Source organism: Psychroserpens burtonensis DSM 12212, assembly GCF_000425305.1.
In the GTDB taxonomy this organism is placed as follows: domain Bacteria; phylum Bacteroidota; class Bacteroidia; order Flavobacteriales; family Flavobacteriaceae; genus Psychroserpens; species Psychroserpens burtonensis.
Window position 1 is genome coordinate 67,027 of sequence record NZ_AUDE01000014.1, and the last position, 23,277, is coordinate 90,303.

Here is a 23,277-nt window from a genome sequence, read left to right on the forward strand (position 1 = left end):
AACTACTCTATACTACTGTTATAACTTAAAATTTTAGAAGCATACCGGAAGTCCTTAATAAGTCATATAATGAGATTTCTCCTTTCGTCGAAATGGCATTATACAAAAAAGACCCCATAGGTTTTAAAAGCCTATGAGGTCCAATTATAAATATCTACTTTAAAACTTAAAGGTTGTTTCTGTTGTTTTAAGCAAACAATGGCTTCCCGCCCATCATCTCATTCACTTGTAATGCAATCGCTTCTAGCTTTACATCATCTTCATAATTAGTAATCGCTTGATCAATAAAATCAACAATCGATTCCATATCGCCTTCCTGTAAGCCTCTAGTAGTAATTGCTGCTGTACCGACTCTAATTCCTGAGGTCACGAACGGACTCTTATCATCAAATGGCACCATGTTTTTATTCACTGTAATATCTGCTTTACCTAGAGCTTCTTCTGCAGCTTTACCTGTAATATCCTTATTTCTTAAATCAATAAGCATCATATGGTTATCTGTACCTCCAGAAATAATATGATAATCTCTATCTACAAATGCTTTTGCCATGGCTGCTGCATTATTTTTTACCTGCAACATGTAATGCATAAATTCATCAGTAAGCGCTTCACCAAATGCGATAGCTTTAGCAGCAATGATATGCATCAATGGTCCACCTTGATTACCTGGAAATACAGACGAATTTAACAACGAAGACATTTTTTTAAGATTTCCGTTTTTCAGTTTTAAACCAAAAGGATTATCAAAATCTTGTCCCATCATTATTAAGCCACCTCTTGGCCCTCTTAATGTTTTGTGAGTTGTAGTTGTTATAATATGACAATGAGGTAACGGATCGTTTAAAATGCCTTTAGCTATTAAGCCTGATGGATGCGAAATATCTCCTAACAATAATGCACCAACACTATCTGCAATAACACGAAAACGCTTAAAATCAATATCACGAGAATAAGCAGAGGCTCCTGCAATAATCATTTGAGGTTTTTCACGAGATGCAATCTCTTGAATTTTATCGTAGTTTAAAACACCTGTCTCCTCTTCTACTCCGTAAAATGTTGGGTTATATAATTTACCAGAAAAGTTTACCGGAGATCCATGGGTTAAATGTCCACCATGCGACAAATCAAATCCTAAAATTTTATCTCCCGGATTTAAACAAGCTGAAAAAACTGCAGTATTTGCTTGACTTCCAGAGTGTGGTTGTACATTAGCATACACAGCACCAAATAAAGTTTTGGCTCTATCAATAGCAAGTTGCTCTACTTCATCAACGATTTCACAACCACCGTAATAACGTTTACCTGGATAACCTTCGGCATATTTATTCGTTAGTACAGAACCTGCAGCTTCCATGACTTGGTCGCTTGCAAAATTCTCTGAAGCAATAAGCTCTAAACCGTTTATTTGTCTGCTTTTTTCAGCATCTATAAGCTCAAAAATCTGTGAATCACGTTGCATATCTAAAGTTTAAATTAAGTTTCACAAAAGTAAGAAATCATGCTCTTAAAAGAGTTCAAATAAACAGATTTATAACAAACTTTTATGAGCATGTTATTAACAGTTAAATTATCCCTATTTTTTATACTTTTATGAGATTAAAATAAAAAAATTATGTAGGTTTGAATAGAAAATAAAATATAATAAAACTGTTATACATGCCATTATCTGCAAATAATCCTGACCGTTCTTCGTGGTTGCACGTTGGAAAAAACTCTGATTTCCCAATTCAAAACATTCCGTTTGGAGTATTCTTAACTCGTGATGACATCATTACTATTGGAACTAGAATAGGAGACACAGCCATTGACCTTGGTGCTTTACATCAACTTGGTTATTTTGAAGGAATCCCTTTAACAGATGATATTTTTCTTCAAGACACCTTGAATGACTTTATTGCAGATGGTAGAAAAACGTGGCGTTTAGTTCGTAATCGCATCGCTAAAATTTTTGATAACGAAAACGAAACACTTAAAAACAACAATCCACATAAAGAAATTGTGTTATTTCGTTTAGATGAAATTGAAATGCAATTACCTGTTCAGGTTGGTGATTATACCGATTTTTATGCTAGTAAAGAACATGCAACCAATGTAGGCACCATGTTTAGAGATCCTGACAATGCGTTATTACCAAATTGGGTCCACATGCCTGTTGGTTATCATGGTCGTAGTTCGTCTATTATTCCGTCGGGAATTCCTATTCATCGTCCGCAAGGGCAAACGATGCCAGAAGGTGCAAAAACTCCTGTTTTTGGTCCCTCTAAATTAGTTGATTTTGAATTAGAAATGGCCTTCATTACAACAGATGCAAATGACTTGGGTGAACCAATTCCTATCGCTGAAGCTGAAGAATACATCTTTGGACTAGTGTTATTTAATGACTGGTCTGCACGTGATATTCAAAAATGGGAATATGTACCATTAGGACCATTTTTAGGTAAGAGTTTTGCCTCTTCAATGTCGCCCTGGATTGTAACGCTTGATGCTCTAGAACCCTTTAGAGTTGAGAGCCCAAAACAAAATCCTAAACCACTTGAGTATTTGCAAACTAAGGGTAAAAAGAGTTTTGATATCAACTTAGAAGTTGGTATCAGACCAAAAGGTGCTAAGGAAACGACTGTTACTAAATCAAACTTTAAGTACATGTACTGGAATATGTCACAGCAGTTAGCGCATCACACTGTAAATGGGTGTCCTGTGAATTCTGGAGATATGATGGGAAGTGGTACAATTTCTGGACCCACGCCAGATTCTTACGGATCTATGTTAGAGTTATCATGGAAGGGCACAAAACCAGTAACAATGAAAGATGGTAGTGAGCGTAAATTCATAAATGATCATGATACAGTAATCATGAGAGGGTATTGTGAAAATGACGGTACACGTATTGGATTTGGATCTGTGAAAACAGAATTATTACCTGTTTTTAATCCGAAGAAAAAGAAGTAGTAGAAAAAATACAAAACTAGAACATGGAAGCTTGAAGTTAGAAGGATATCCCTTTTAATTTCAAGCTTTTTATTTTATATGTTCTTCGGAATTTATAAAATATAAATGTTGCTTTTTTAGTATGGCACGTAATTTGGAATTACGAGTTTAAGATCCCGAAACGAGTTCGGGATTAGTTCAACTAACTATGTTGCTAAATCCTAAAGGATTTGCAACATAGAGTTTCACTAAAATCTAGAATTATGAAGCAATTACTACTCACAACAGTACTTCTTCTGGTACTAACATCATGTAGCGGAAGAAAACAAATTGAAAGCGCCATTAATCATGGTAACTATGACCAAGCCATCAATGATGCGTTAAAAAAACTCGAAAACAACAAAGACAAAAAGCGTAAGCAGGACTATATCGTTATGCTTGAAGATGCTTACTACAAAGTTTTAGAGGGAGATTTACTAGATGTTGTACATTTAAAAAAGGATGGAAATCCTGAGCAATACAAAACGATTTACGAAACTTATTTAGACCTAGAAGCAAGACAAAATGCGATTAAGCGCGTCATGCCCTTACAAATAAATGGTAGAAATCTTGATTTAAAATTCAATGATTATACCTTGGAAATCATCGACTACAGACATAAGACTTCAGAGTATTTAATTGGCCAAGGAATCATGCTTTTAGATTCTGAAGATAAGCACAAGGCTAGACAAGCATACGATATCTTTAGTTATATAGAACGTATCAATCCAAATTTTGAGGATACTCGAAGTCTTATGACCGAAGCTCACAATAAAGGCACCGATTATGTTATGGTTTCTATTGAAAACCAAACAAGACAAATCATTCCGCAGCAATTAGAGGCCGATTTATTGAACTTTGACACGTACGGATTAAATCAATTTTGGACGGTTTATCACGCTCAGCACATTTCCGAAGTCAACTATGATTTTGCAATGCAATTGCAATTAAAGCGCATTAATATTTCGCCAGAGCAAGTAAACTCTAGACAAGTATTAAAGCAAAAAAACATAGTTGATGGTTGGGAATATCAAACAGATACTCATGGTAATGTGATGGTGGATAGTCTAGGCAACAAAATAAAGATTGATAAGATTGTTACTATTAGAGCGCGATACTTTGAGGTTAATCAATTTAAATCAACGCAAGTTATTGCCGATGTGGTGTATACAAATTTAAGAACAAACCAAACCTTAGATGCTTTTGCTATTGATAGTGAGTTTGTATTTGAACATTTCTATGCAACTGTTAGAGGTGACCGAAGAGCTTTGAACAGACAAGAACATGCGTTAACTAGAAATAGAAGACTCCTGTTCCCTAGCGATGCACAAATGGTGCATGACACTGGTGAAGATATCAAGTTAAAATTGAAAGATATTATTAGCTCTTATAGAATGAGAAGAGGCTAAAGTTAGTATAACAAACTCTCAAAGTAATTGCTTTGGGAGTTTGTTATAAGAATGACAATCTAAAGATTAAATCTTAAAATAAATGCTAAAGAGTTCTAAACTATTAAAGGTTATTCTATTTTTACCTAAAATTCTGAACTAGCCAGATCTAAATGAAAAAATTTCTACTTTTAATTACGATAGCAACTGTAATAGTGGCCTGTAATACTACCAAGAGCATTGAAAAACAAGTTAATAATGGCAACTATGATATTGCCATAAATGATGCTTTGAGAAAATTGAGTAACAACAAGTCTAAAAAAAGCAAACAAGCCTCTATATTATTATTAAAAAACGCATTTAATAAAGCAACTAAGAGAGATTTAGATCGAATTTCATATTTAAAAAAAGATGCAAACCCAGAGAATTTTGAAGATATTTATGGACTATTCCAAAATTTAAATAACCGTCAGGAACAGATTAAGCCGATACTTCCACTCTATTATAATGGTAAGGAGGTTAAGTTTCAGTTTAGTGATTACAATACACAGATTATTAAATACAAAGAGGAAACGACTAATTACCTATATGGCAAAGCTATAATTTTACTAGAGACTGATGATAAGTTGAATGCAAGACAGGCTTATGATGATTTTAAATATATAGATAAAATAAACCCTAATTATAAAGATGTAAATGCACTCACAAATGATGCGTTATACAAAGGTCAGGATATTATACTTATAACTCTCAAAAACAATACAGAGCAAATAATACCACAACGATTAGAAACAGATTTACTAAACATAAGTACATATGGATTAAATGATTTATGGACTGTTTATCACAATGAAAAAGTAGCCGATTTAAATTATGACTATAATTTATCTTTAATTTTTAAAGATATTATAATGTCCCCAGAACAAATAAAAGAGCGACAAATTATTCAAGAAAAACTCGTGAAAGACGGTTTTAAATATGTCTTAGACCGCAATGGCAACGTAAAAAAAGATTCTTTGGGTAATGATATAAAAGAAGATAAATTCACAAAAGTCACATGTGAGTATCTAGAGACTCGTCAATTTAAAACATCGACTATAGTTGCAACTGCAGAATATACAGATACAAAAACGAAGCAGCTGATAGACCGCTTTCCTATAGAAAGTACATTTTTATTTGAACATTTTTTCGCCACATATCAAGGGGACAAAAGAGCCATAGACGGTGTGTATTTAGATTATATCACTAATAGAGTTGTACCGTTTCCAAATACAGAACAAATGATTTTTGATACAGGCGAAGATTTAAAACTCAGACTAAAAGAAATTATTACTAGATATAATTTTAAAGGTTAAAAAAAGTGCTAGAATTGGCACATTTTCTAATGTTCACTTTACTTTAAAAATCATACAATGTTGCCAAGGTAAGTTATCAATATTGTTTTCTAAGACAAAACCAGCAACTGCAAACTCTGTTATAGCTTGTTTTTCTGTCATTTTATGAATGGATTTAATGGGAACGTTACCATCTTCACCACGATACTCGATTAAAAATATTCTACCATTGGGTTTTAATGCTTTTTTGATGGATGCCAACATTTCTGCAGGATAATTAAACTCATGATACACGTCTACCATAAGTACTTTATCGATAGAATTTTCTGGAAGATTTTCACTTTGCTCACCACCTTTTATAGTTTCCACATTTTTAATATTGTCAGCATTTATTTTATAATCCATAGCCACTAACATTTCTGGTTGAATATCAATAGCATAGATCAATCCTTTAGAAGCCATTTGCGCCATTTTAAAGACGTGATAACCAGAGCCAGCGCCAATATCTGCAATAACATCTGTAGAATGAATGTTCATATTGCTTAGTAATTTTGCAGTCTTTTCTTCCTCTTCGCGCTCTGTACGCTCCAACCATCCAATCCCTTGATACCCCATAACATAGGCGATTTCTCGTCCCATATACCATTTACCAATACCATTGGGATTATCTTTTTTGTAAGTATACCTATGTTTAGCTTCACGGTCTTGAGCATATGAGTTGAAATACGCCAGCAGCATTATTATCAAAAAAATAAAGTAAGTTGTTTTTTTCATCCTAAATCTTATAACTAATGAATCGTCTAACGAAATTAACCCATTAACTATTTGAAAAAAAATCCTTTAACGTTGCTATAACAAAATGTAAATTAACTAAGCTTCATAAAATCAAAATCTTCAATTTAACTATAAGCTGATTGAACTGTTAAAGTATCATTTTATGAATTATTCAACTTTAGCCACATAGTACACCTTATCTAATACTCTTGAAATAGCCATAGCTTCGTTCACAATTTCTTTAGGGTAATCATTGATATCAAGGACTCTAATGACATTAAGTCCAACAGCGCGAATAAAAGAGGTCTTACCAGACATATTAGAACCCGTGAGCAACACGGACTTATCAGTTATTGTAATACTATTGGGAGTGCAGTCATAAATTAACGCGTGTCTCATTTTATGAGCTATAATTCCGTTACCACTTATAACAGTGGGTTTACAAGACGAATCAATACCTGCTCTCAAAGAAGCAATAGAAATGAGCATATCAACATGACCAACAAATTCGAAAACGTTCTCTATGTCCTCTCTCTTGGTATCCAATCGTCTCAAAACTCCAAATAAAAACAAAGGTTCTATTAGAAATAATGTTTTAAATATTTCAAAGAGAAACCAAAATATGATTTGAAAATCTCCTTGTAATTTTGCTTCATGCTGAAAGAGAGACATTCTACTTTTTACTTGATTTATTAATTTAATTGACGTCGGTAATTTTATATTTAAATCTTTAAATAAAGGAATACTATATAACGAAGTTGCTACTTTATTAAGATTTAATAATTGGGGAATAGAACTTACATATTGAAATAAGTTGTTTTTGTTCCAAAAGTGAATGACACAATTCACACAAAACACAACAAGTAAAATAATAAAAAATAATGGATTGATAAATGAAAGAATCAATGGAACTAAGCTTATAAAGGATAATAGTTTCATTACAAAAAACCACTTTGATGGCTTCACATGCGCATCTTAAAAAAGTGAAATCACATGATTAGCATCCTTATGATTTAGTTTTTCTATCTTTTTTTGAACAGATATTCTAAATTCCGAATCTCTAGTTAACACATCAATGATAGTCTCGTCCAATTTCGTTTGTTCTTCATTACGTTGAATGGCACGACGTTTATTATACAGGTATTGCTGACCTATTTTTGAATGTGTTCGATCTAAAAACGCATACAAATCTTCAAAACCCAGGTCATTACACGTTTTATCTGACAGAACCTGATACGCTTTAGAATTGTCTTTATTTCTAAAATACTTACTGATTATATCAAAGTCAAAGGACTTATCTTTGGGTTGACTAAAAGAGGATGTTAATCTTTTATCGATTCCTTTTTTTCCACTCAAGGTAAATTTAGAAAACTCGTGCTTTATTCGAAATAGAATATCTCGTGTCATTGACTAGTTAGTATCATAATTCACTCGCATGTTACAAAGTAGTCATTTAAAAAGTTTAAACAAAGGTCTCTAAATCCAATTCACCAATCGCACCATGAGATGCGTGTCCAACTGTAGTTCCGTTTTTTATGATAACTAATTGAGGAGATTGATGAATCACTTGAAATTTGTAACCAACTTCATTAGACACCTCTCTGTAACTCAACAAGTCTAAATAATGGAGATCTAAATTAGCATCCAAATTATAAGCACTAACAAATTGTTTCATTGCCATTTTACTAATTCCGCACGTTGTTGAATGTTTAAATATCACTTGCGTTTTAGTTTGTGATTGCTTTTCTATTTCTGCCAACTGCGCAACTTCAGTTAACGCTTGCCAAGGCAATACTTTTTCTTCTTTAGGCTCTGAAGAACCAAATACATTTTTAAATAACCCCATCTATAACTAGTTTATAATTCCCATAAAAACGGAAAGCTCATTATTAATTCTATTACTGTAAGTCGTACCCAATCTCGAATCTTACAAGCTGTCGTTTTATAAATTTTAAATTACAAAATTACTGCTTTATAAATTTAAAGGTTTGGCTAATTCCATTACCAAAAGACAAAGTTATAAAATAAACACCTGTATTGAGAGATGAAGCATCGTAAATAAGATTTTCATTATCTATTAAATACTGTGTTTTAAAAATAATGCAACCACTTATATCTGCCACCTGCAAATTGGTTTTTGTGTTTGTAAATTGACTAGATTGAATATGTAAATTATCTTGAACTGGATTTGGATAGAAACTCACTTTATTATCCTCAATGTCTGATATAGTTAATGTTGTTTCTTGATATACTCTAACGTAATCTATTTCCATAGCATCTTGATTAAATCCAGGTTGTATATCACCTCCTAAACTACCTCCCATCGCAACATTAAGTAAAATATAAAACTCCTGATTAAATGGATTCACCGAATCCATTTGGTTCACCAAAACATCATCCATATAAATCTTCATATTATCTTCATTCCATTCTAAAGCATAAACATGCCAATTTTGAGAGGTATCTGTATTTGTTGAAGCTATGCTGCTACTATTGTACTCGTAGCCATTACCATTGTCCCAATGCCATGTTGCTAAAATTTGAGTCTTTGGAACATTTGGCTCCATAATATCAATTTCCCCACACGAAGGCCATGAGGTATCTCCAAACCCTTCATTATCCCAATGACCACCATCTTCATTTATATTTTTTCCTAACAACCAAATAGCTGGCCAAGTACCAGCAATTGCGGGTAATTTAGCGCGCACTTCAACACGACCGTACTGAAAAGAAAATTTAGAATTTAATCTGGCAGACGTATATTGTTTCGTAACACCTTGATCATTGAATGCTTCACCTTTTGCTAAAACTTTCAAACTACCATTATCCACAAATGAATTATCTAGTCTATTCGTATAATGTTGTTGTTCACCATTTGCCCAACTATCTCCAGCAATTAATTGAGTCTGCTGAAACCATTTAGAACCGTCAATAGCACCAGTTCCATCAAATTCATCAGACCATACTAAGTGATCATAAACAGGGTCATTAGATACAGTATCAAAATGTAGTACATCATCTAAATAAGCTAGAACATAATCGTTATTGTTTTCTCCATTAACTTGAATGACGACCCTATTAAAATCGGTTCTTTGAATTGGTGGAAGAGCGTTAGGATCTAGATTTAGATAATTATCGTTTTCAAAGTCAAAAGTAACCTCTTGCCATTCATTTAAAAGTAGGGGTTTTATAATTTCACTTTGAGTCATCCACGGCGCTCCTTGATTTTTATCTTGAAGCTTTAGTGAAATTTGATTAATTTGATTTCCTGTTAAACCATTTGAAGGCACATATACTTTTAAACTGAAACTGTTTTTAGTTGATAAATCAAAATTCGTGTTTACATCAAACTGCACATTAGCATATTGTCCACCAATATCATGATATTCTAAAACAGTACTAGACATATTAATTCCTTGTTGGTACAAATTTGAAAAATTAATATTCATATTACAATTATCACCATACCATGATGAAATGGTTCCAGAACCTTCAAAGTCATCTTCAACTACTTGAGCATGCACTTGGAATGTAAAGACTATAAATAGGAGGTAGAAATAACGCATAATTACTTTTTTTCAAAAATATTACTAACGTTTTAAATTCATCAATATTCTAACCATACAAAACCTATACACAATGAGCATATTATGTTAAAAACACGAGCCAACAGACAAAATGTCCTACAAGTCAATAGTTTAAATGACTTTTTGTCGCTTAAATCTTACATTTCACTATTGGTAAGATTATTGACTTAGAGATATTATAAAACTGAAATAAATGATTAATATCATTCCTAATCATAACTAAGAGTCTTAATTTAGATTCCTAAATTAAGACGAAATGATAGTCGCTAAAAACCACATATATAATGAACTTTAATAATTATACCATAAAATCGCAAGAGGCCATACAGCAAGCCCAGCAGCTTGCTCAAAGCTTAGGACACCAACAAATAGAAAACGAGCACATTATAAAAGCCATTTTTGAAGTTGACGAAAATGTATTACCATTCATTCTTAAAAAACTGAATGTCAATATTGATATTTTAAAATTAGCTTTAGACAAACAAATAGAAAGTTTTTCAAAAGTTTCAGGAGGTGAATTAAATATCTCCAGAGAGGCCAGTAAGACACTTAACGAAGCATCAATCATCGCTAAAAAAATGAATGATGATTATGTTTCCATAGAACACCTAATATTGGCTATTTTTAAGTCTAAGAGTAAGATTGCACAAATGTTAAAAGATCAAGGTGTTACCGAGAAACACCTAAATGCAGCAATTGAAGAACTGCGAAAAGGTGATCGCGTCACCTCTCAAAGCCAAGAAGAGACCTACAATTCACTTAATAAATATGCAAAAAATTTAAATCAGTTAGCAAAAGACGGAAAACTAGACCCTGTGATTGGTCGCGATGAAGAGATTCGACGAATTCTTCAAATTTTGTCTCGTAGAACCAAAAACAATCCAATTTTAGTGGGAGAACCTGGAACTGGTAAAACTGCTATTGCTGAAGGTTTAGCACATAGAATTGTAGATGGCGATATTCCAGAGAATTTAGCAGATAAGCAAATCTTTGCACTTGATCTGGGAGCATTGATTGCAGGTGCAAAATTTAAGGGTGAATTTGAAGAACGCCTAAAAGCGGTCATAAAAGAAGTCACAGACAGTGATGGAGACATCGTTCTCTTTATTGATGAAATACATACTCTTGTTGGTGCGGGTGGCGGTCAAGGCGCCATGGATGCAGCGAATATATTAAAACCAGCTTTAGCTCGTGGCGAATTACGTGCTATTGGTGCAACGACTTTAGACGAATATCAAAAATATTTTGAAAAGGACAAAGCTCTAGAGCGTCGTTTCCAAAAAGTGATGGTTAATGAACCAGATACTGAAAGTGCTATTTCTATTCTCCGCGGCATTAAAGAAAAATATGAAACGCATCACAAGGTTCGCATTAAAGACGAAGCAATTATTGGTGCTGTAGAATTATCTGAGCGTTATATCACCAACCGTTTCCTACCAGATAAAGCTATCGATTTAATGGATGAAGCTGCTGCTAAATTGCGTATGGAGATCAACTCCAAACCAGAAGAACTCGATGTTTTGGATCGTAAAGTTATGCAACTAGAAATTGAGATTGAGGCTATTAAACGCGAGAAAGATGAACCGAAATTAAAATCTTTACGTGCCGATTTAGCAAATCTTAAAGAGGAACGTAATGAGTTAAATGCAAAATGGAAAAGTGAAAAAGAAGTCGTTGATAACATTCAATCAATAAAAGCAGATATCGAAGACTATAAGCTAGAAGCAGAACGTGCTGAGCGTGAAGGTAACTATGGAAAAGTTGCAGAAATACGCTACGGAAAAATTAAAGAGTCTCAAGAAGCCCTTGAGAAATACCAGAATGAATTAAAAGAAAACAAAAGTGAAAACTCTCTTATTAAAGAGGAAGTTACTTACGAAGATATTGCTGAAGTTGTCGCGAAATGGACAGGTATACCTGTGACCAAAATGTTACAGAGTGATCGCGAGAAACTCCTAAAACTAGAAGACGAACTCCATAAGCGTGTGGTTGGACAAGAAGAAGCAATTACCGCTGTAAGTGATGCTGTGAGACGCTCTCGAGCAGGCTTACAAAATCCAGCAAAACCAGTAGGAACCTTTCTTTTCTTGGGGACGACAGGTGTTGGTAAAACAGAACTTGCAAAAGCTTTGGCAGAATATCTATTTGATGATGAAAATGCGATGACTAGAATAGATATGAGTGAGTATCAAGAAAGCCATAGTGTAAGTCGTTTAGTCGGAGCTCCTCCAGGGTATGTTGGTTATGATGAAGGCGGACAATTAACCGAAGCGGTTAGGCGTAAACCCTATTCTGTAGTGTTACTAGATGAAATTGAAAAAGCGCATCAAGATACTTTCAATATTTTATTACAAGTATTAGATGAAGGTCGATTGACAGACAATAAAGGACGTGTTGCCGATTTCAGAAACACCATAATTATTATGACCTCAAATTTAGGAAGTCAAATCATACAAGAGCGTTTTGAAGCAACAAAAGATGTTAAGTCGGCAATTGAAGCTGCAAAAGTCGATGTTCTAGGCTTATTAAAACAAAGTGTTCGTCCAGAGTTTTTAAATAGGATTGATGATACCATTATGTTTACACCTTTAACAAAAGGTAATATTAAAGATATTGTTGGTTTACAATTAAAAGGTCTACAAAAAATGCTTGTAAAACAAGGAATCACTTTTGACGCAACACCAGAGGCTATTTCTTATTTAGCTGAAAAAGGCTACGACCCAGAATATGGAGCGAGACCTGTAAAGCGAGTCATTCAAAAAGAAGTACTCAATGAATTAAGTAAAGAAATATTATCAGGTACAATAACAACAGATAGTATTATTCTGCTCGATGCTTTTGATAATAAATTAGTATTTAGAAATGAAACAAGTGTTGTTGCTGAAGAATATTAAAATAATGCTGTAACATTTTTACAATATTACAGTCTTTTAAGTGGTTGGTTAGTTGAAAAGCAACGTGAATTTTAGAAATAAAATGAGCGTTGCTTTTCTGTTTTAAATACTCGTTTTGTATCGACTAGTTTTGTATATTACTCGTAACAACCAAACTTAACAATCTATGGGAATGTTTCACTATTATGATATTGGTCACGCAGAAGTTTTTATTTTCGATGACTTTTTAATTAAACAAGTTCGAGAAGGAGAATTAGTGGACAAAGAAGAGACACTAGAATTTAAGGTTATTTTAAACGAGCATTTTAAAGGTAAAAACATGGCCTATATTTCAAATAGAGTTTTTTCATATTCTGTCAATCCTTTAGTTTATAAAGAAGCCGAAAAAATACCTAATTTAGTTGCCATAGCTGTTATTCCATCAAACGACAAAACACGCGCTAGTGCTCAATATGAAAGTCAGTTTTATGACCGCCCATTTGGGATTTTTAAAAACTTAAGTGACGCTATTCAATGGGTCCATAAAATTATAGAAAGAGAAAATAGCGAATTGAATATTAAAACTATGTAGCCATCAATACTAAAATAGTGAAACAAAAAAAAAGGCCACAACGCTATGACCTTTTAATTTCAAGAGTATAATTTTAATTAAAACTTAAATCCTGCACCAAAACCTACTAACAATGGGTTAATTTCTACCTCTGCTTTATTTGCCGAATCATTATTAAGCGTTACATCTGTTTTTAAGAATAATTTCTTAATATCAAAGTTTAAAAACCATTTATCATTTAAGTTGTAATCCACTCCAGCCTGAAATGAAAAACCAAAAGCGTTATCATAGTCAATATCATCAATATCTCCGGCGTCTTCACCATAAAAAATTGTATAGTTTATACCAGCTCCTACATAAGGTTTAAATTTATCTGCGTAGAAATGGTATTGTAAATTAAGTGATGGTGGTAATAACCAAACATATCCTAAATCTGCTCCATTTTCTATTTCAACTTCATGCTTGGTCGTTGCTAAAATTAATTCGGCTGCTAGATTTTTATTAAAAAAATAGGTAAAGTCTACTTCAGGAACTAAAGTTGTCGAAATATCTACGTTGGCACCATCAATATCATCCTCGGGAGAAGGCACTACAGCTATTACTCTAAAGCGTGCCTGCCATTTACTATAAGTTGTATCATCTGTTGTATTTGCGTCTTGTGCGTTAACATTAGTTAAAGAAAAAAGACCTGTCATTAGTAATCCAAAAATTAATTTTTTCATAATACTTCGTTTAATATTTACACAAATTTAGAATTAAATCACAAGGAAAATCATGACAAAAATCATAGTCTATTTTTTGTTTTATTCAGGTTTATTTCATAGCAAAAAAAATCAATACAATTAACGAAGCAAATCAAAATATTTACAAGAATTAGAGTAAAAGTGTCTGATGTATAAAAAACAAAATTTCGTGAAATAGTATTAAGAATTGACTATAGTTTTAATCGCTCTGCACAAATTTTAAGTTGTGTTTTAAATCACTTTTTATTAATTTCAATATTAGATGTTGGAACAATATCTATAAATAGAGCCTTATCCTTTTCAGAATTCAGTAGTTCTGGAAACGCTTTACCCAAGATGCTTAACATCACGTGAGTTGCTGTTGATGCACCTGAAGAGGCACCTAATAGACAAGCTACACTTCTATTTTTACTACTCACGACTTCTGTGCCAAATTGAAGTTCACCTTTTTCAAAATCATTTTTCTTTATAATCTGAACGCGTTGTCCTGCGATCAAAATTTCCCATTTATCACTTTTTGCGTCTTCATAAAATTTCCGAAGATCATTCATTCGATCCTCATGAGACATTGCTAACTGCTCAATTAAATATTTTATTAAGGGAAGATTTTGCCAAAACGCACCTAACATGGGTGAAATATTATCCAGATTTATAGATTTAAATAAATCAAGAAAAGATCCTTCTTTTAGAAATTTCGGACTAAAACCAGCAAATGACCCAAACAATAATTCACGTTTTCCATCAATATATCGAGTGTCTAGACGAGGTTTTGACATTGCTGGAGCATCGGGTCCAGTTTTACTATAGACTTTAGCGTTCTACTAATTAATGATGTCCTCATTTTTGCAAACCAACAATTCACCACTTACTGGAAATCTACCACAACCTTCTTTTTAATCAATCTCTACTTTCTGCAATAACAACAGACTTCCGCCTCCTGCTCCAATAAACACATGGTGTGCGTCACAATATTTTTTTTGATGCGTTTCCAACTATAGACCATTCGATATTGTCATAAGGATCAATATCTAAAACCTCATGACAACATTGAACTTTAGTATTATATTCTATTTCTAAGATCTTAAATAGTTGACGTGTTAAACTTCCGAAGTTTACCTCAGTACCTCTATTTATTCTGCTAGCTACTATTTTTTCTTCGGAAGTTCTAACGTTAGCAATTAAAGGGAATCAATCTTTCCTTTTTTAAATACGCTCTGTGTATGCTATAGAACCAAACATAAAATATGTTTTTATTACCTCAAAACGTTTCTTAAGGTACTTGACATTATCGTCACCAAATACACAGCTATGATCTGGCACATGTGTTATAAAATCTTCTGGAGATTCAATTAAACCTTGAGCAACTAAGTAGGACCAAAATTGCTTAGACACTTCAAACTGATTTCAAATATCAGTAGCATTTTTTATGGATACATCTCCATTCTCTTTCGTAGTGCAATAATTCAACTCACACAACGCATAATGACCTGTTCCTGAATTATTCCAAGCAGCAGAACTTTCTAATGCAACATCATCTAATCGTTCTAATATTAAAGCCTTAATCGTTGGGTCAAAAAGTTTTGCCATCAATGCTAAGGTCGCACTCATAATACCGGCACCAACACAAATTAAATCGTAGTCTTTTTCAATATGAATAGATGATGTATTTATAAAAATAATTTTTACCGAATTTAATTAAGTTTTTGTAACATTTAAAATTAAAATAGCACTAATAGCTAAAATTAAAAAACTATGAAAATATCTATTTTACTTTTATTATTACACTATGTACTGCTTTTAGTTTACATGCTCAAGACCTCGAAAAATCACTGCTTTGGAAAATCTCTGATAATGGCTTAACAGAAACGTCATATCTCTATGGAACGATACACATGACTTGTGATGCCTCCTTAGATGCAAATGTAAAAAGCGCCTTAGATGAGACTCAACTTCTTGTTTTAGAAATAGATATGGACGACCCTTCTATGCAAGCATCTATGATGAAAGGGATTTATATGAAAGACAATACAACCCTAAAAGATTTAGTAACTAATGACGAATATGTATTGATTTCAAAATTCATAAAAAAACAAATGGGAATGCCTCTAGAGGCACTTGCCACTATGAAACCCTTTTTCTTAACGGCTATGTTTTACCCTAAATTATTAGGATGTCCTGTACAATCCTATGAAGAGGCATTGATGAAAGTAGCTCACGAACAAGGTGAAGAAGTACTAGGCTTAGAGACCGTTGAGGAGCAACTAAATGTGTTTGATGAGATTCCCTACAAGGATCAAGCAATAGATTTGTTGCGCTCTGCTAAAGACGAACTAGCTTATGATAAAGAATCATTTGATAAACTTATGCCGTATTATAATAGTAAAGACATTGAGGGCATGATTACAATGATGGAAGAAGACAAAAATCTAAGCACATCAAAGCATATACACAAAATACTAAACAACAGAAATAAAAATTGGATTTCTAAAATTAGTGATCACGCAAAAAAACAACCCACCTTTTTTGGTGTTGGCGCTGCGCATCTTGCTGGAGACAGTGGCGTGATAAAACGCCTTATAAAAGCTGGTTATACTGTTAACGCAGTTTTATAGAATTAGTAAAAAAAGACACTTAAGCCTCTCAATCAGAGGCTTTTTTGTTTAAAATATTTTTTAATCCATGATTCACACAATAAAACTTTAGTCATTATGGTTATGAATATTGGATTTAATGACTAACTTTGGAAGCTATTAATTCCCAAATTTACAATTATTGCAATACTATTGATTCTTCTTCAAATCAAGAATCAATACTAATTACACCTACTTGAACATGAATATTAATTCACATATTGACCATACGCTTTTAAGCGCTACAGCTACTGAACGAGACATTATTGATCATTGCAATCAAGCTAAGAAACATCAATTTTATTCCGTTTGTATTAATAGCTGCTATATACCTCTTGCTAAACAATTACTCAATGGCTCTAATGTAAAAATATGCACTGTGGTTGGTTTTCCGCTCGGGGCAACAGCAACTTCATCGAAAGTTTCTGAAGCAAAACAAGCTATAAATGATGGCGCTCATGAGATAGACATGGTCATGAACTTAGGTTTTTTTAAAAGCAAAAATTATGTTGAAGTTTTTAAAGATATTAAAGACGTAAAATCTGCTATAGGCAAAATACCACTTAAAGTCATTCTTGAGATAAGTGAATTATCAAAAAACGGAATTGTGAAAGCATCTGAAATTTGTTTAGACGCCAAAGTAGATTTCATTAAGACTTCCACAGGGTTTACTAAAAGTGGAGCTACACTTACCGCAGTAAAAATCATTAGAAAGACAGTTAGAAAAAATTGTAAAATTAAAGCCTCTGGAGGCATTGGTGATTACGAAACTGCTAGGAAATATATTGATATTGGTGTGGAGCGCATAGGAACTTCAAAAGGAGTTGCTATTTCTAATGGAGAATTGTCTTGTGCAGACCACTAAATTTCGCTAGCCTTTAGTGGTATTCTAATAAAGAGTTTTTATATTTGGTAACATTAAATCATCAAATTATGAAGTCTCTTTTCACAGTACTACTAATCATTACGTTTTGCTTACCTAGTTGGTCACAAGAAGACACGAGGACTAATGAAACAACAACATATTACTTTATTCGTCACGCAGAAAAGGACAGAAGCGATAAAACCAATAGAAACCCAGATCTTAATAAATTAGGAAAAAAACGAGCTAAGAAATGGGCCAAATATTTTAACAAAATCAACATTGATGCTATTTATTCTACCAACTACAACCGCACTCAGCAAACCGCTCAACCCACAGCAAAAAATAAAAAACTAGAAGTTTCAGATTATGATCCTAGAGCTTTATATTCAGAAGAATTTATTAAAGCCACTAAAGGAAAAAGAGTGCTAGTTGTTGGTCACAGCAACACAACACCAGCATTTGTAAATATAATTTTAGGGAATAAAAAACACGAAAATATTGATGATCATGATAATAGCAAATTATTTCTTGTTACTATTTCTGGAGAAAAAATCACAGATAAAGTGCTTACGATTAATTAAGCTGCACTGCGATATTCTCTAATTCTATTTTAGAGATCATTTTTAGTTTTCCTTTTTCAAATAATTGAGGTAAACTTATCAGTGAAATAGAGCTATCTGCTGGCTTATAATTATTATAATCTACAAATCGTAGTCCGTTTACATAACGTTCATTATAAGCTTCCCTAAAACGAATTCCTTTCCCATCACTTTCATTGTAAGAGTACGCTAAATAATCGACCTTATTCGTTTCTTTATTTACCCAATACATAAAAACATCTTCAAAATCTTCTCCTCCACCATCTTGATTAAACGTCACTTTAACAGCATAATAGCTATTATTTTTTACTAAAACATCTTCTAATAACGTCTTTTTAACTGCAAGGTCATTAAGTCCGTAAGGCAACACCGCAAAATAATGTACAGAATTCACAGAAGCTGAATATTTCACAGCCATAGAATCAGGAACTGATATTGGAAAGTCGTTTATAAAACGTTGAAATTCACCGCTACTTAAAACATCCTTCACGGAGTCGTTGTTTTCATTTATCATATACCTACTTAAAACTCGACTGTCAAAATCACGAATAGAAGTATATTTAGTCGCTCTAAAAGTAAATTCTATGGCTGATTTATCAAACTTATTCCCTCCTGAAACCTCAATCGTTTTATCAATAATGGATTGCACTTTCTGAGTTTCTGCGGAAACATCTTGCTTCACGTCTTTACAGTTCAGAAGAAAAAAGGCACCTAATGCGAGTATGGTGTATTTCATTTTTAATATAATTTATAAGTCATTATGACACGAAATCTATGTCGGAAGTTATGATTTTTACTTTCATGTATTCAAGAATAATTTAATAATTTAAATTGTCGACACTTGTGATTTTACAAAATTACGAGAATCGCTATTTAATATTCTTTAAATTGACGATTGATTCAAACCATAGCTATTATTCTATCAAAATTCTATAACTTTGTAACCTATGCAAAAACCAGTAAACATAAAGAATAAAAAGGCAAAGTTTGAGTATGAGATTCTCGATACTTATACTGCTGGAATTGTATTAACTGGAACTGAAATTAAATCAATTAGAGACAGTAAAGCTTCTATAGCCGAAGGTTTTTGTGAGTTTAACGATCGTAGTGAGTTATTTGTCATCAATATGACCATACAAGAGTATGTATTTGGTAATTACTACAATCACAAACCTAAAGCAGAGCGCAAACTGCTACTCAATAAAAGGGAACTTAAAAAACTAGAAAAAGAGGTTAATATCAAGGGTAATTCTATTATTCCGCTTCGACTATTTGTCAATGAGAAAGGATTGGCAAAGCTTGATATTGCTTTAGGGAAAGGTAAAAAACTCTTCGATAAACGCGACAGTATAAAAGACCGTGACAACAAGCGAGATTTAGATCGCATAAAGAAAATCTACAATTAGTTTATGAGTTGGCATTAAAATTGTTGTAGAGAAACATTGAACAAAACTATTCGTTTTATTTATGATTGTTTAACAATTGACATTTAATTAAATGTCTAATTTTGACAACGCTAGGCAACCCTTTTTCAATAAAAGTGCGGCTCTATATATAAAACTATCAATCAACACAAATAAAAAGAGTATGCTAAAAATTGTTATCGTTTTAAAAAACGAATCCTAGCGAACAGCATGGGACCTATAAACAAGAATAAACACACCACCACATGAAAAACAAACTACTCTCTACACTTACACTTTTGTGCGTATTCGCTTCATTTGCTCAAATTAAAGGAACCGTTACAGATGACAAAAATCAACCGTTACCCTTCGTAAATATTTATCTCGAAAACACCTACACTGGAACAACTAGTAACGAAGATGGCAATTATGAACTCAATGTCACCGAAATTAAAAATCATACCGTTGTATTTCAGTATTTAGGTTATAAGACCGTTAAGAAAAATGTAGACATTCAATCCTTTCCATTTAGGTTAGATGCTGTTCTTTTAGAAGAAGAAGTGTCTCTTGATGAGGTTGTCATAAATTCCGAAGAAAATCCGGCTAATAAAATAATTCGTGCAGCTATTGCCAAACGAAAAGAGAATCTTGAGAAGATTAATAGTTATAAAGCTGATTTCTATTCTCGTGGATTAATTAGAATTAAGGAAGCACCAGAAAAAATATTAGGACAGGAAATCGAAATTGATGGTCTAGATTCTACAAGAAGTGGTGTCATCTATCTTTCAGAAACGGTTTCTAAATTAGAATATTTACGTCCCAATAAACTTAAAGAAAAAATCTTGGCTTCTAAAGTTAGCGGCGATAGCAAAGGCTTTAGTTTTAATAATGCTATTGATGTAGAATTTGATTTGTATGAGAATACGATTGAACTGGGCAACCAAATCATCTCTCCTATTGCCAATAATGCTTTTGGGTATTATCGTTATAAACTAGAAGGTGTTTTTTATGATGATAGAGGCAACCTCATCAACAAAATCAAAGCAACACCTAAAAGAAAAAACGATCCAGTTTTTGAAGGATTTATTTATATAGTTGAAGATCAATGGACCATTTATGCTGCAGAATTAGATATCTCAGGAACGCAAGCCAGACTTCCTGCAGTAGAAAAAATCACAATTACTCAAAACTATACGTTCTCAGAAAACGATAATATATGGGCTAAAATATCTCAAAATATAGATTTTAAATATGGTCTCTTCGGGATCAAAGGAGATGGTCGTTTCACTGCTGTTTTTAGTAATTATGAATTTAATCCTGGCTTAACTAGGAAAGATTTTTCTAGAGAAATCGTGTCCTTTGCAGATGAAGCTAACAAAAAAGATTCCACATTTTGGAACACTATTAGACCCGTTCCTTTGACCACAGAAGAAATCACAGATTATATCAAAAAAGATAGCATTCAAATTGTAAAAGATTCTAAAGTCTATAACGATTCGGTAGATACGGTTAAAAATAAATTTAAGCTAGGAGATATTATTGGAGGCTATAACTATACCAATACATTTAAAAACTGGAGTGCAGGAATTAATTCTCCTATTGAAGCTATCAGTTTTAATACCGTACAGGGTTGGAATGCTAATTTAGGTGCCTATTACACAAAAAGCTTTAACGATAACGAACGTTATTTATCTATTGGTGGAAATCTAAATTACGGCTTTAGTGATGACCGTTTAAGAGGAACACTTTATGCGCAATATAAATTTAACAACAAAAGCAAACCCTATTTAACACTTGCAGGTGGTGTGACAACTCAGCAATTTAATTCTAGTGAGCCCATATCTAAATTGATTAACACTTCCTTTTCTTTATTTTCTGAACAGAATTTCATGAAAATTTATGAAAATAGTTACGTCCAAGCCTCCTACTCCAATGAGCTTTTTAATGGTTTTAGACTCAATACTAGCTTGAGTTATCAACGTCGACAAGCCTTATTCAATACCACAGATCAAGCTTGGTATCCAAAAGACGATAGAGCATATACCAGCAATAATCCACTAGATGAATCTGCTTTTGGAATTGCTCCTTTTGCAACGCATAACATCATGAAATTTGCAGTAGATGCTCGTATTAATTTTGCACAAGATTACTTGAGCTATCCTGACGGAAAATATAATGTTTCAAGCGGAAAATATCCAACACTAAGAGTTGGGTATGAAAAAGGTTTTTCGTCAACAGTTGATGATTATAATTTTGATCAAGTAAAAATTCGTATCTCTCAAGGTTTGAATATTGCAGATAAAGGTCGTTTTGACTACAATATTAAAGCCGGTAAATTCTTTAATGGAGATGATATTGCTTTTGTGGATTACCAGCATTTTAATGGTAATCAAACACAAATTGGTCAAGGTTCATACCTCGACGTTTTTAATAATTTGCCTTACTATGCAGCGAGTACTAATGATTCTTATTTAGAGATGCATGCAGAACATGATTTTAATGGTTTTCTCCTCGGAAAAGTGCCATTATTAAAAAAGCTCAACTTTAATTTGGTCGTTGGCGCTCATGCATTAGCAACTCCAGATAACAATCCTTATCAAGAATACACGATTGGTTTAGATAATATTGGCTGGGGAAAATTTAGATTCTTAAGATTAGATTACGTGCGTTCGTATCAAAGCGGATTTCAAAGCGACGCCATTTTGTTTGGTTTGAAGTTTTTTTAAGATTATTTACTCAATTTTAATATTCTCAAAGCACCTTGAACAACTAAAGCAAAAACAACAGTTCCTATGATTAAATCTGGTTTGTTGGAGTCTAATACTTGTACTAGAATTCCAGCTAAAATAACGCCGCAATTAATAATAACGTCATTAGAAGTAAAAATCATACTTGCTTTCATGTGCGCTTCATTATTACTTTTAGATTTCTGTAAAATGTAGAGACAAACACCATTTGCTATGAGCGCTAAAACTGAAATCACAATCATTGTAGAAAAGTTTGGTAATTCTTCAGCACCAAAAAAGCGCCTTAAGACTTCCAGAAAACCAAAAACAGCCAATATAATTTGAAAAACACCTGCAAGCTTAGCAATTTCCTTTTTCTTGACTACTGTTCCTCCAACGGCTAAAAGACTTATCGCATAAACAAAAGAATCTGCTAGCATATCAAGACTATCTGCAACCAATCCCATGGATTTTGAAATCAGTCCTGTAGTCATTTCTATGATAAAGAACACGAAGTTTATAATGAGAACTGTCCAAAGTAATTGTCTTTGATTGGTATCCTCCTCAAAATCGGTTTGGTCTGTGTCCTCTGTTGAGACTTTTTTGGAGCCTAACTTTAACTCGGTAAGTAAATTTTCAATGGTATCAATACTGCCAACATGAAATACCGACAATCTTCTATTCGCGATATCAAATTCGAGATTTTTAATATTAGTAATCCCATCCAATTTCATACGAATCAAATTTTCTTCGGAAGGACAATCCATTTTAGATATTTCAAAAATAGATTTTTGCATGGTGTATTATTTTTTTATCA

The 23,277-nt window shown here is 32.9% G+C and carries 19 protein-coding genes and 1 pseudogene; 10 read left to right on the plus strand and 10 right to left on the minus strand.

Annotated elements, in window-relative coordinates:
* Positions 1 to 187: 187 nt before the first annotated feature.
* Positions 188 to 1,459, minus strand: coding sequence for a serine hydroxymethyltransferase (gene glyA / locus H593_RS0107060; protein WP_028871801.1), 1,272 nt, complete (start codon positions 1,457 to 1,459; stop codon positions 188 to 190).
* 197 nt (positions 1,460 to 1,656) lie between these two features.
* Between glyA and fahA the strand changes: the two genes are divergently transcribed.
* The 3 genes from fahA (at position 1,657) to H593_RS0107075 (ending at position 5,710) form a co-directional block, all read left to right on the plus strand.
* A complete protein-coding gene (fahA, locus tag H593_RS0107065) occupies positions 1,657 to 2,949 on the plus strand; it encodes a fumarylacetoacetase (RefSeq protein WP_028871802.1) in 1,293 nt (430 codons plus the stop codon).
* Between the two features lie 242 nt (positions 2,950 to 3,191).
* Positions 3,192 to 4,376 carry a hypothetical protein gene (locus tag H593_RS0107070; RefSeq protein ID WP_028871803.1) on the plus strand — a complete coding sequence of 395 codons (1,185 nt, stop codon included), beginning with the start codon at positions 3,192 to 3,194 and terminating at the stop codon, positions 4,374 to 4,376.
* 152 nt (positions 4,377 to 4,528) lie between these two features.
* Positions 4,529 to 5,710: a hypothetical protein gene (locus tag H593_RS0107075; RefSeq protein ID WP_028871804.1), complete on the plus strand. Its 1,182-nt coding sequence runs from the start codon at positions 4,529 to 4,531 to the stop codon at positions 5,708 to 5,710.
* 33 nt (positions 5,711 to 5,743) lie between these two features.
* Here the strand turns inward: H593_RS0107075 and H593_RS0107080 are convergent, their stop codons facing one another.
* From H593_RS0107080 to H593_RS0107095, 5 genes are all read right to left on the minus strand, one after another.
* Entirely contained in the window at positions 5,744 to 6,463 is a 720-nt protein-coding gene (locus H593_RS0107080) for a class I SAM-dependent methyltransferase (protein WP_028871805.1), read from the minus strand.
* A gap of 168 nt (positions 6,464 to 6,631) precedes the next feature.
* Entirely contained in the window at positions 6,632 to 7,402 is a 771-nt protein-coding gene (locus H593_RS19935) for a P-loop NTPase family protein (RefSeq protein ID WP_051229645.1), read from the minus strand.
* 36 nt (positions 7,403 to 7,438) lie between these two features.
* Positions 7,439 to 7,819 carry a hypothetical protein gene (locus tag H593_RS19940; protein WP_147231644.1) on the minus strand — a complete coding sequence of 127 codons (381 nt, stop codon included), beginning with the start codon at positions 7,817 to 7,819 and terminating at the stop codon, positions 7,439 to 7,441.
* A 106-nt stretch (positions 7,820 to 7,925) separates the two neighbouring features.
* Positions 7,926 to 8,309, minus strand: coding sequence for a bacillithiol system redox-active protein YtxJ (gene ytxJ / locus H593_RS0107090; RefSeq protein WP_028871806.1), 384 nt, complete (start codon positions 8,307 to 8,309; stop codon positions 7,926 to 7,928).
* A 118-nt stretch (positions 8,310 to 8,427) separates the two neighbouring features.
* Positions 8,428 to 10,029, minus strand: coding sequence for a glycoside hydrolase family 16 protein (locus tag H593_RS0107095; RefSeq protein ID WP_028871807.1), 1,602 nt, complete (start codon positions 10,027 to 10,029; stop codon positions 8,428 to 8,430).
* Positions 10,030 to 10,334: 305 nt separating this feature from the next.
* On the opposite strand from H593_RS0107095, the gene clpB reads away from it, so the two are divergent.
* Both clpB and H593_RS0107105 read left to right on the plus strand, forming a co-directional pair.
* Positions 10,335 to 12,944, plus strand: a complete 2,610-nt coding sequence (clpB, locus tag H593_RS0107100; protein WP_028871808.1) for an ATP-dependent chaperone ClpB — start codon at positions 10,335 to 10,337, stop codon at positions 12,942 to 12,944.
* A 172-nt stretch (positions 12,945 to 13,116) separates the two neighbouring features.
* Positions 13,117 to 13,515, plus strand: coding sequence for a hypothetical protein (locus H593_RS0107105; protein ID WP_245585022.1), 399 nt, complete (start codon positions 13,117 to 13,119; stop codon positions 13,513 to 13,515).
* Between the two features lie 77 nt (positions 13,516 to 13,592).
* On the opposite strand, the gene H593_RS0107110 is transcribed toward H593_RS0107105, so the two are convergent.
* Both H593_RS0107110 and H593_RS18660 read right to left on the minus strand, forming a co-directional pair.
* Positions 13,593 to 14,216 (minus strand): OmpW/AlkL family protein, encoded by a 624-nt coding sequence (locus H593_RS0107110; RefSeq protein ID WP_028871810.1) that lies wholly within the window; start codon positions 14,214 to 14,216, stop codon positions 13,593 to 13,595.
* 257 nt (positions 14,217 to 14,473) lie between these two features.
* A pseudogene (locus H593_RS18660) lies at positions 14,474 to 15,845 on the minus strand (malate:quinone oxidoreductase).
* 170 nt (positions 15,846 to 16,015) lie between these two features.
* On the opposite strand from H593_RS18660, the gene H593_RS0107135 reads away from it, so the two are divergent.
* From H593_RS0107135 to H593_RS0107145, 3 genes are all read left to right on the plus strand, one after another.
* Positions 16,016 to 16,849 (plus strand): TraB/GumN family protein, encoded by an 834-nt coding sequence (locus H593_RS0107135; RefSeq protein ID WP_245585023.1) that lies wholly within the window; start codon positions 16,016 to 16,018, stop codon positions 16,847 to 16,849.
* A gap of 220 nt (positions 16,850 to 17,069) precedes the next feature.
* The gene (gene deoC / locus H593_RS0107140) at positions 17,070 to 17,732 is read left to right on the plus strand and encodes a deoxyribose-phosphate aldolase (protein ID WP_028871816.1); all 663 of its coding nucleotides are present in this window, start codon (positions 17,070 to 17,072) and stop codon (positions 17,730 to 17,732) included.
* A gap of 68 nt (positions 17,733 to 17,800) precedes the next feature.
* On the plus strand, positions 17,801 to 18,313 hold the full coding sequence (locus H593_RS0107145) for a SixA phosphatase family protein (protein WP_028871817.1): 513 nt from the start codon (positions 17,801 to 17,803) through the stop codon (positions 18,311 to 18,313).
* On the opposite strand, the gene H593_RS0107150 is transcribed toward H593_RS0107145, so the two are convergent.
* Positions 18,306 to 19,067, minus strand: a complete 762-nt coding sequence (locus H593_RS0107150) for a DUF6503 family protein (protein WP_028871818.1) — start codon at positions 19,065 to 19,067, stop codon at positions 18,306 to 18,308. The two genes, H593_RS0107145 and H593_RS0107150, sit on opposite strands and share 8 nt — an antisense overlap.
* A gap of 211 nt (positions 19,068 to 19,278) precedes the next feature.
* Here H593_RS0107150 and smpB point away from each other — a divergent pair, with 211 nt between their 5' ends.
* Positions 19,279 to 19,737 carry an SsrA-binding protein SmpB gene (gene smpB, locus H593_RS0107155; protein WP_028871819.1) on the plus strand — a complete coding sequence of 153 codons (459 nt, stop codon included), beginning with the start codon at positions 19,279 to 19,281 and terminating at the stop codon, positions 19,735 to 19,737.
* A gap of 263 nt (positions 19,738 to 20,000) precedes the next feature.
* Positions 20,001 to 22,460, plus strand: a complete 2,460-nt coding sequence (locus tag H593_RS0107160; RefSeq protein ID WP_028871820.1) for a DUF5686 and carboxypeptidase regulatory-like domain-containing protein — start codon at positions 20,001 to 20,003, stop codon at positions 22,458 to 22,460.
* Between the two features lie 2 nt (positions 22,461 to 22,462).
* Here the strand turns inward: H593_RS0107160 and H593_RS0107165 are convergent, their stop codons facing one another.
* A complete protein-coding gene (locus H593_RS0107165; protein ID WP_028871821.1) occupies positions 22,463 to 23,257 on the minus strand; it encodes a cation efflux transmembrane domain-containing protein in 795 nt (264 codons plus the stop codon).
* Positions 23,258 to 23,277 lie beyond the last annotated feature (20 nt).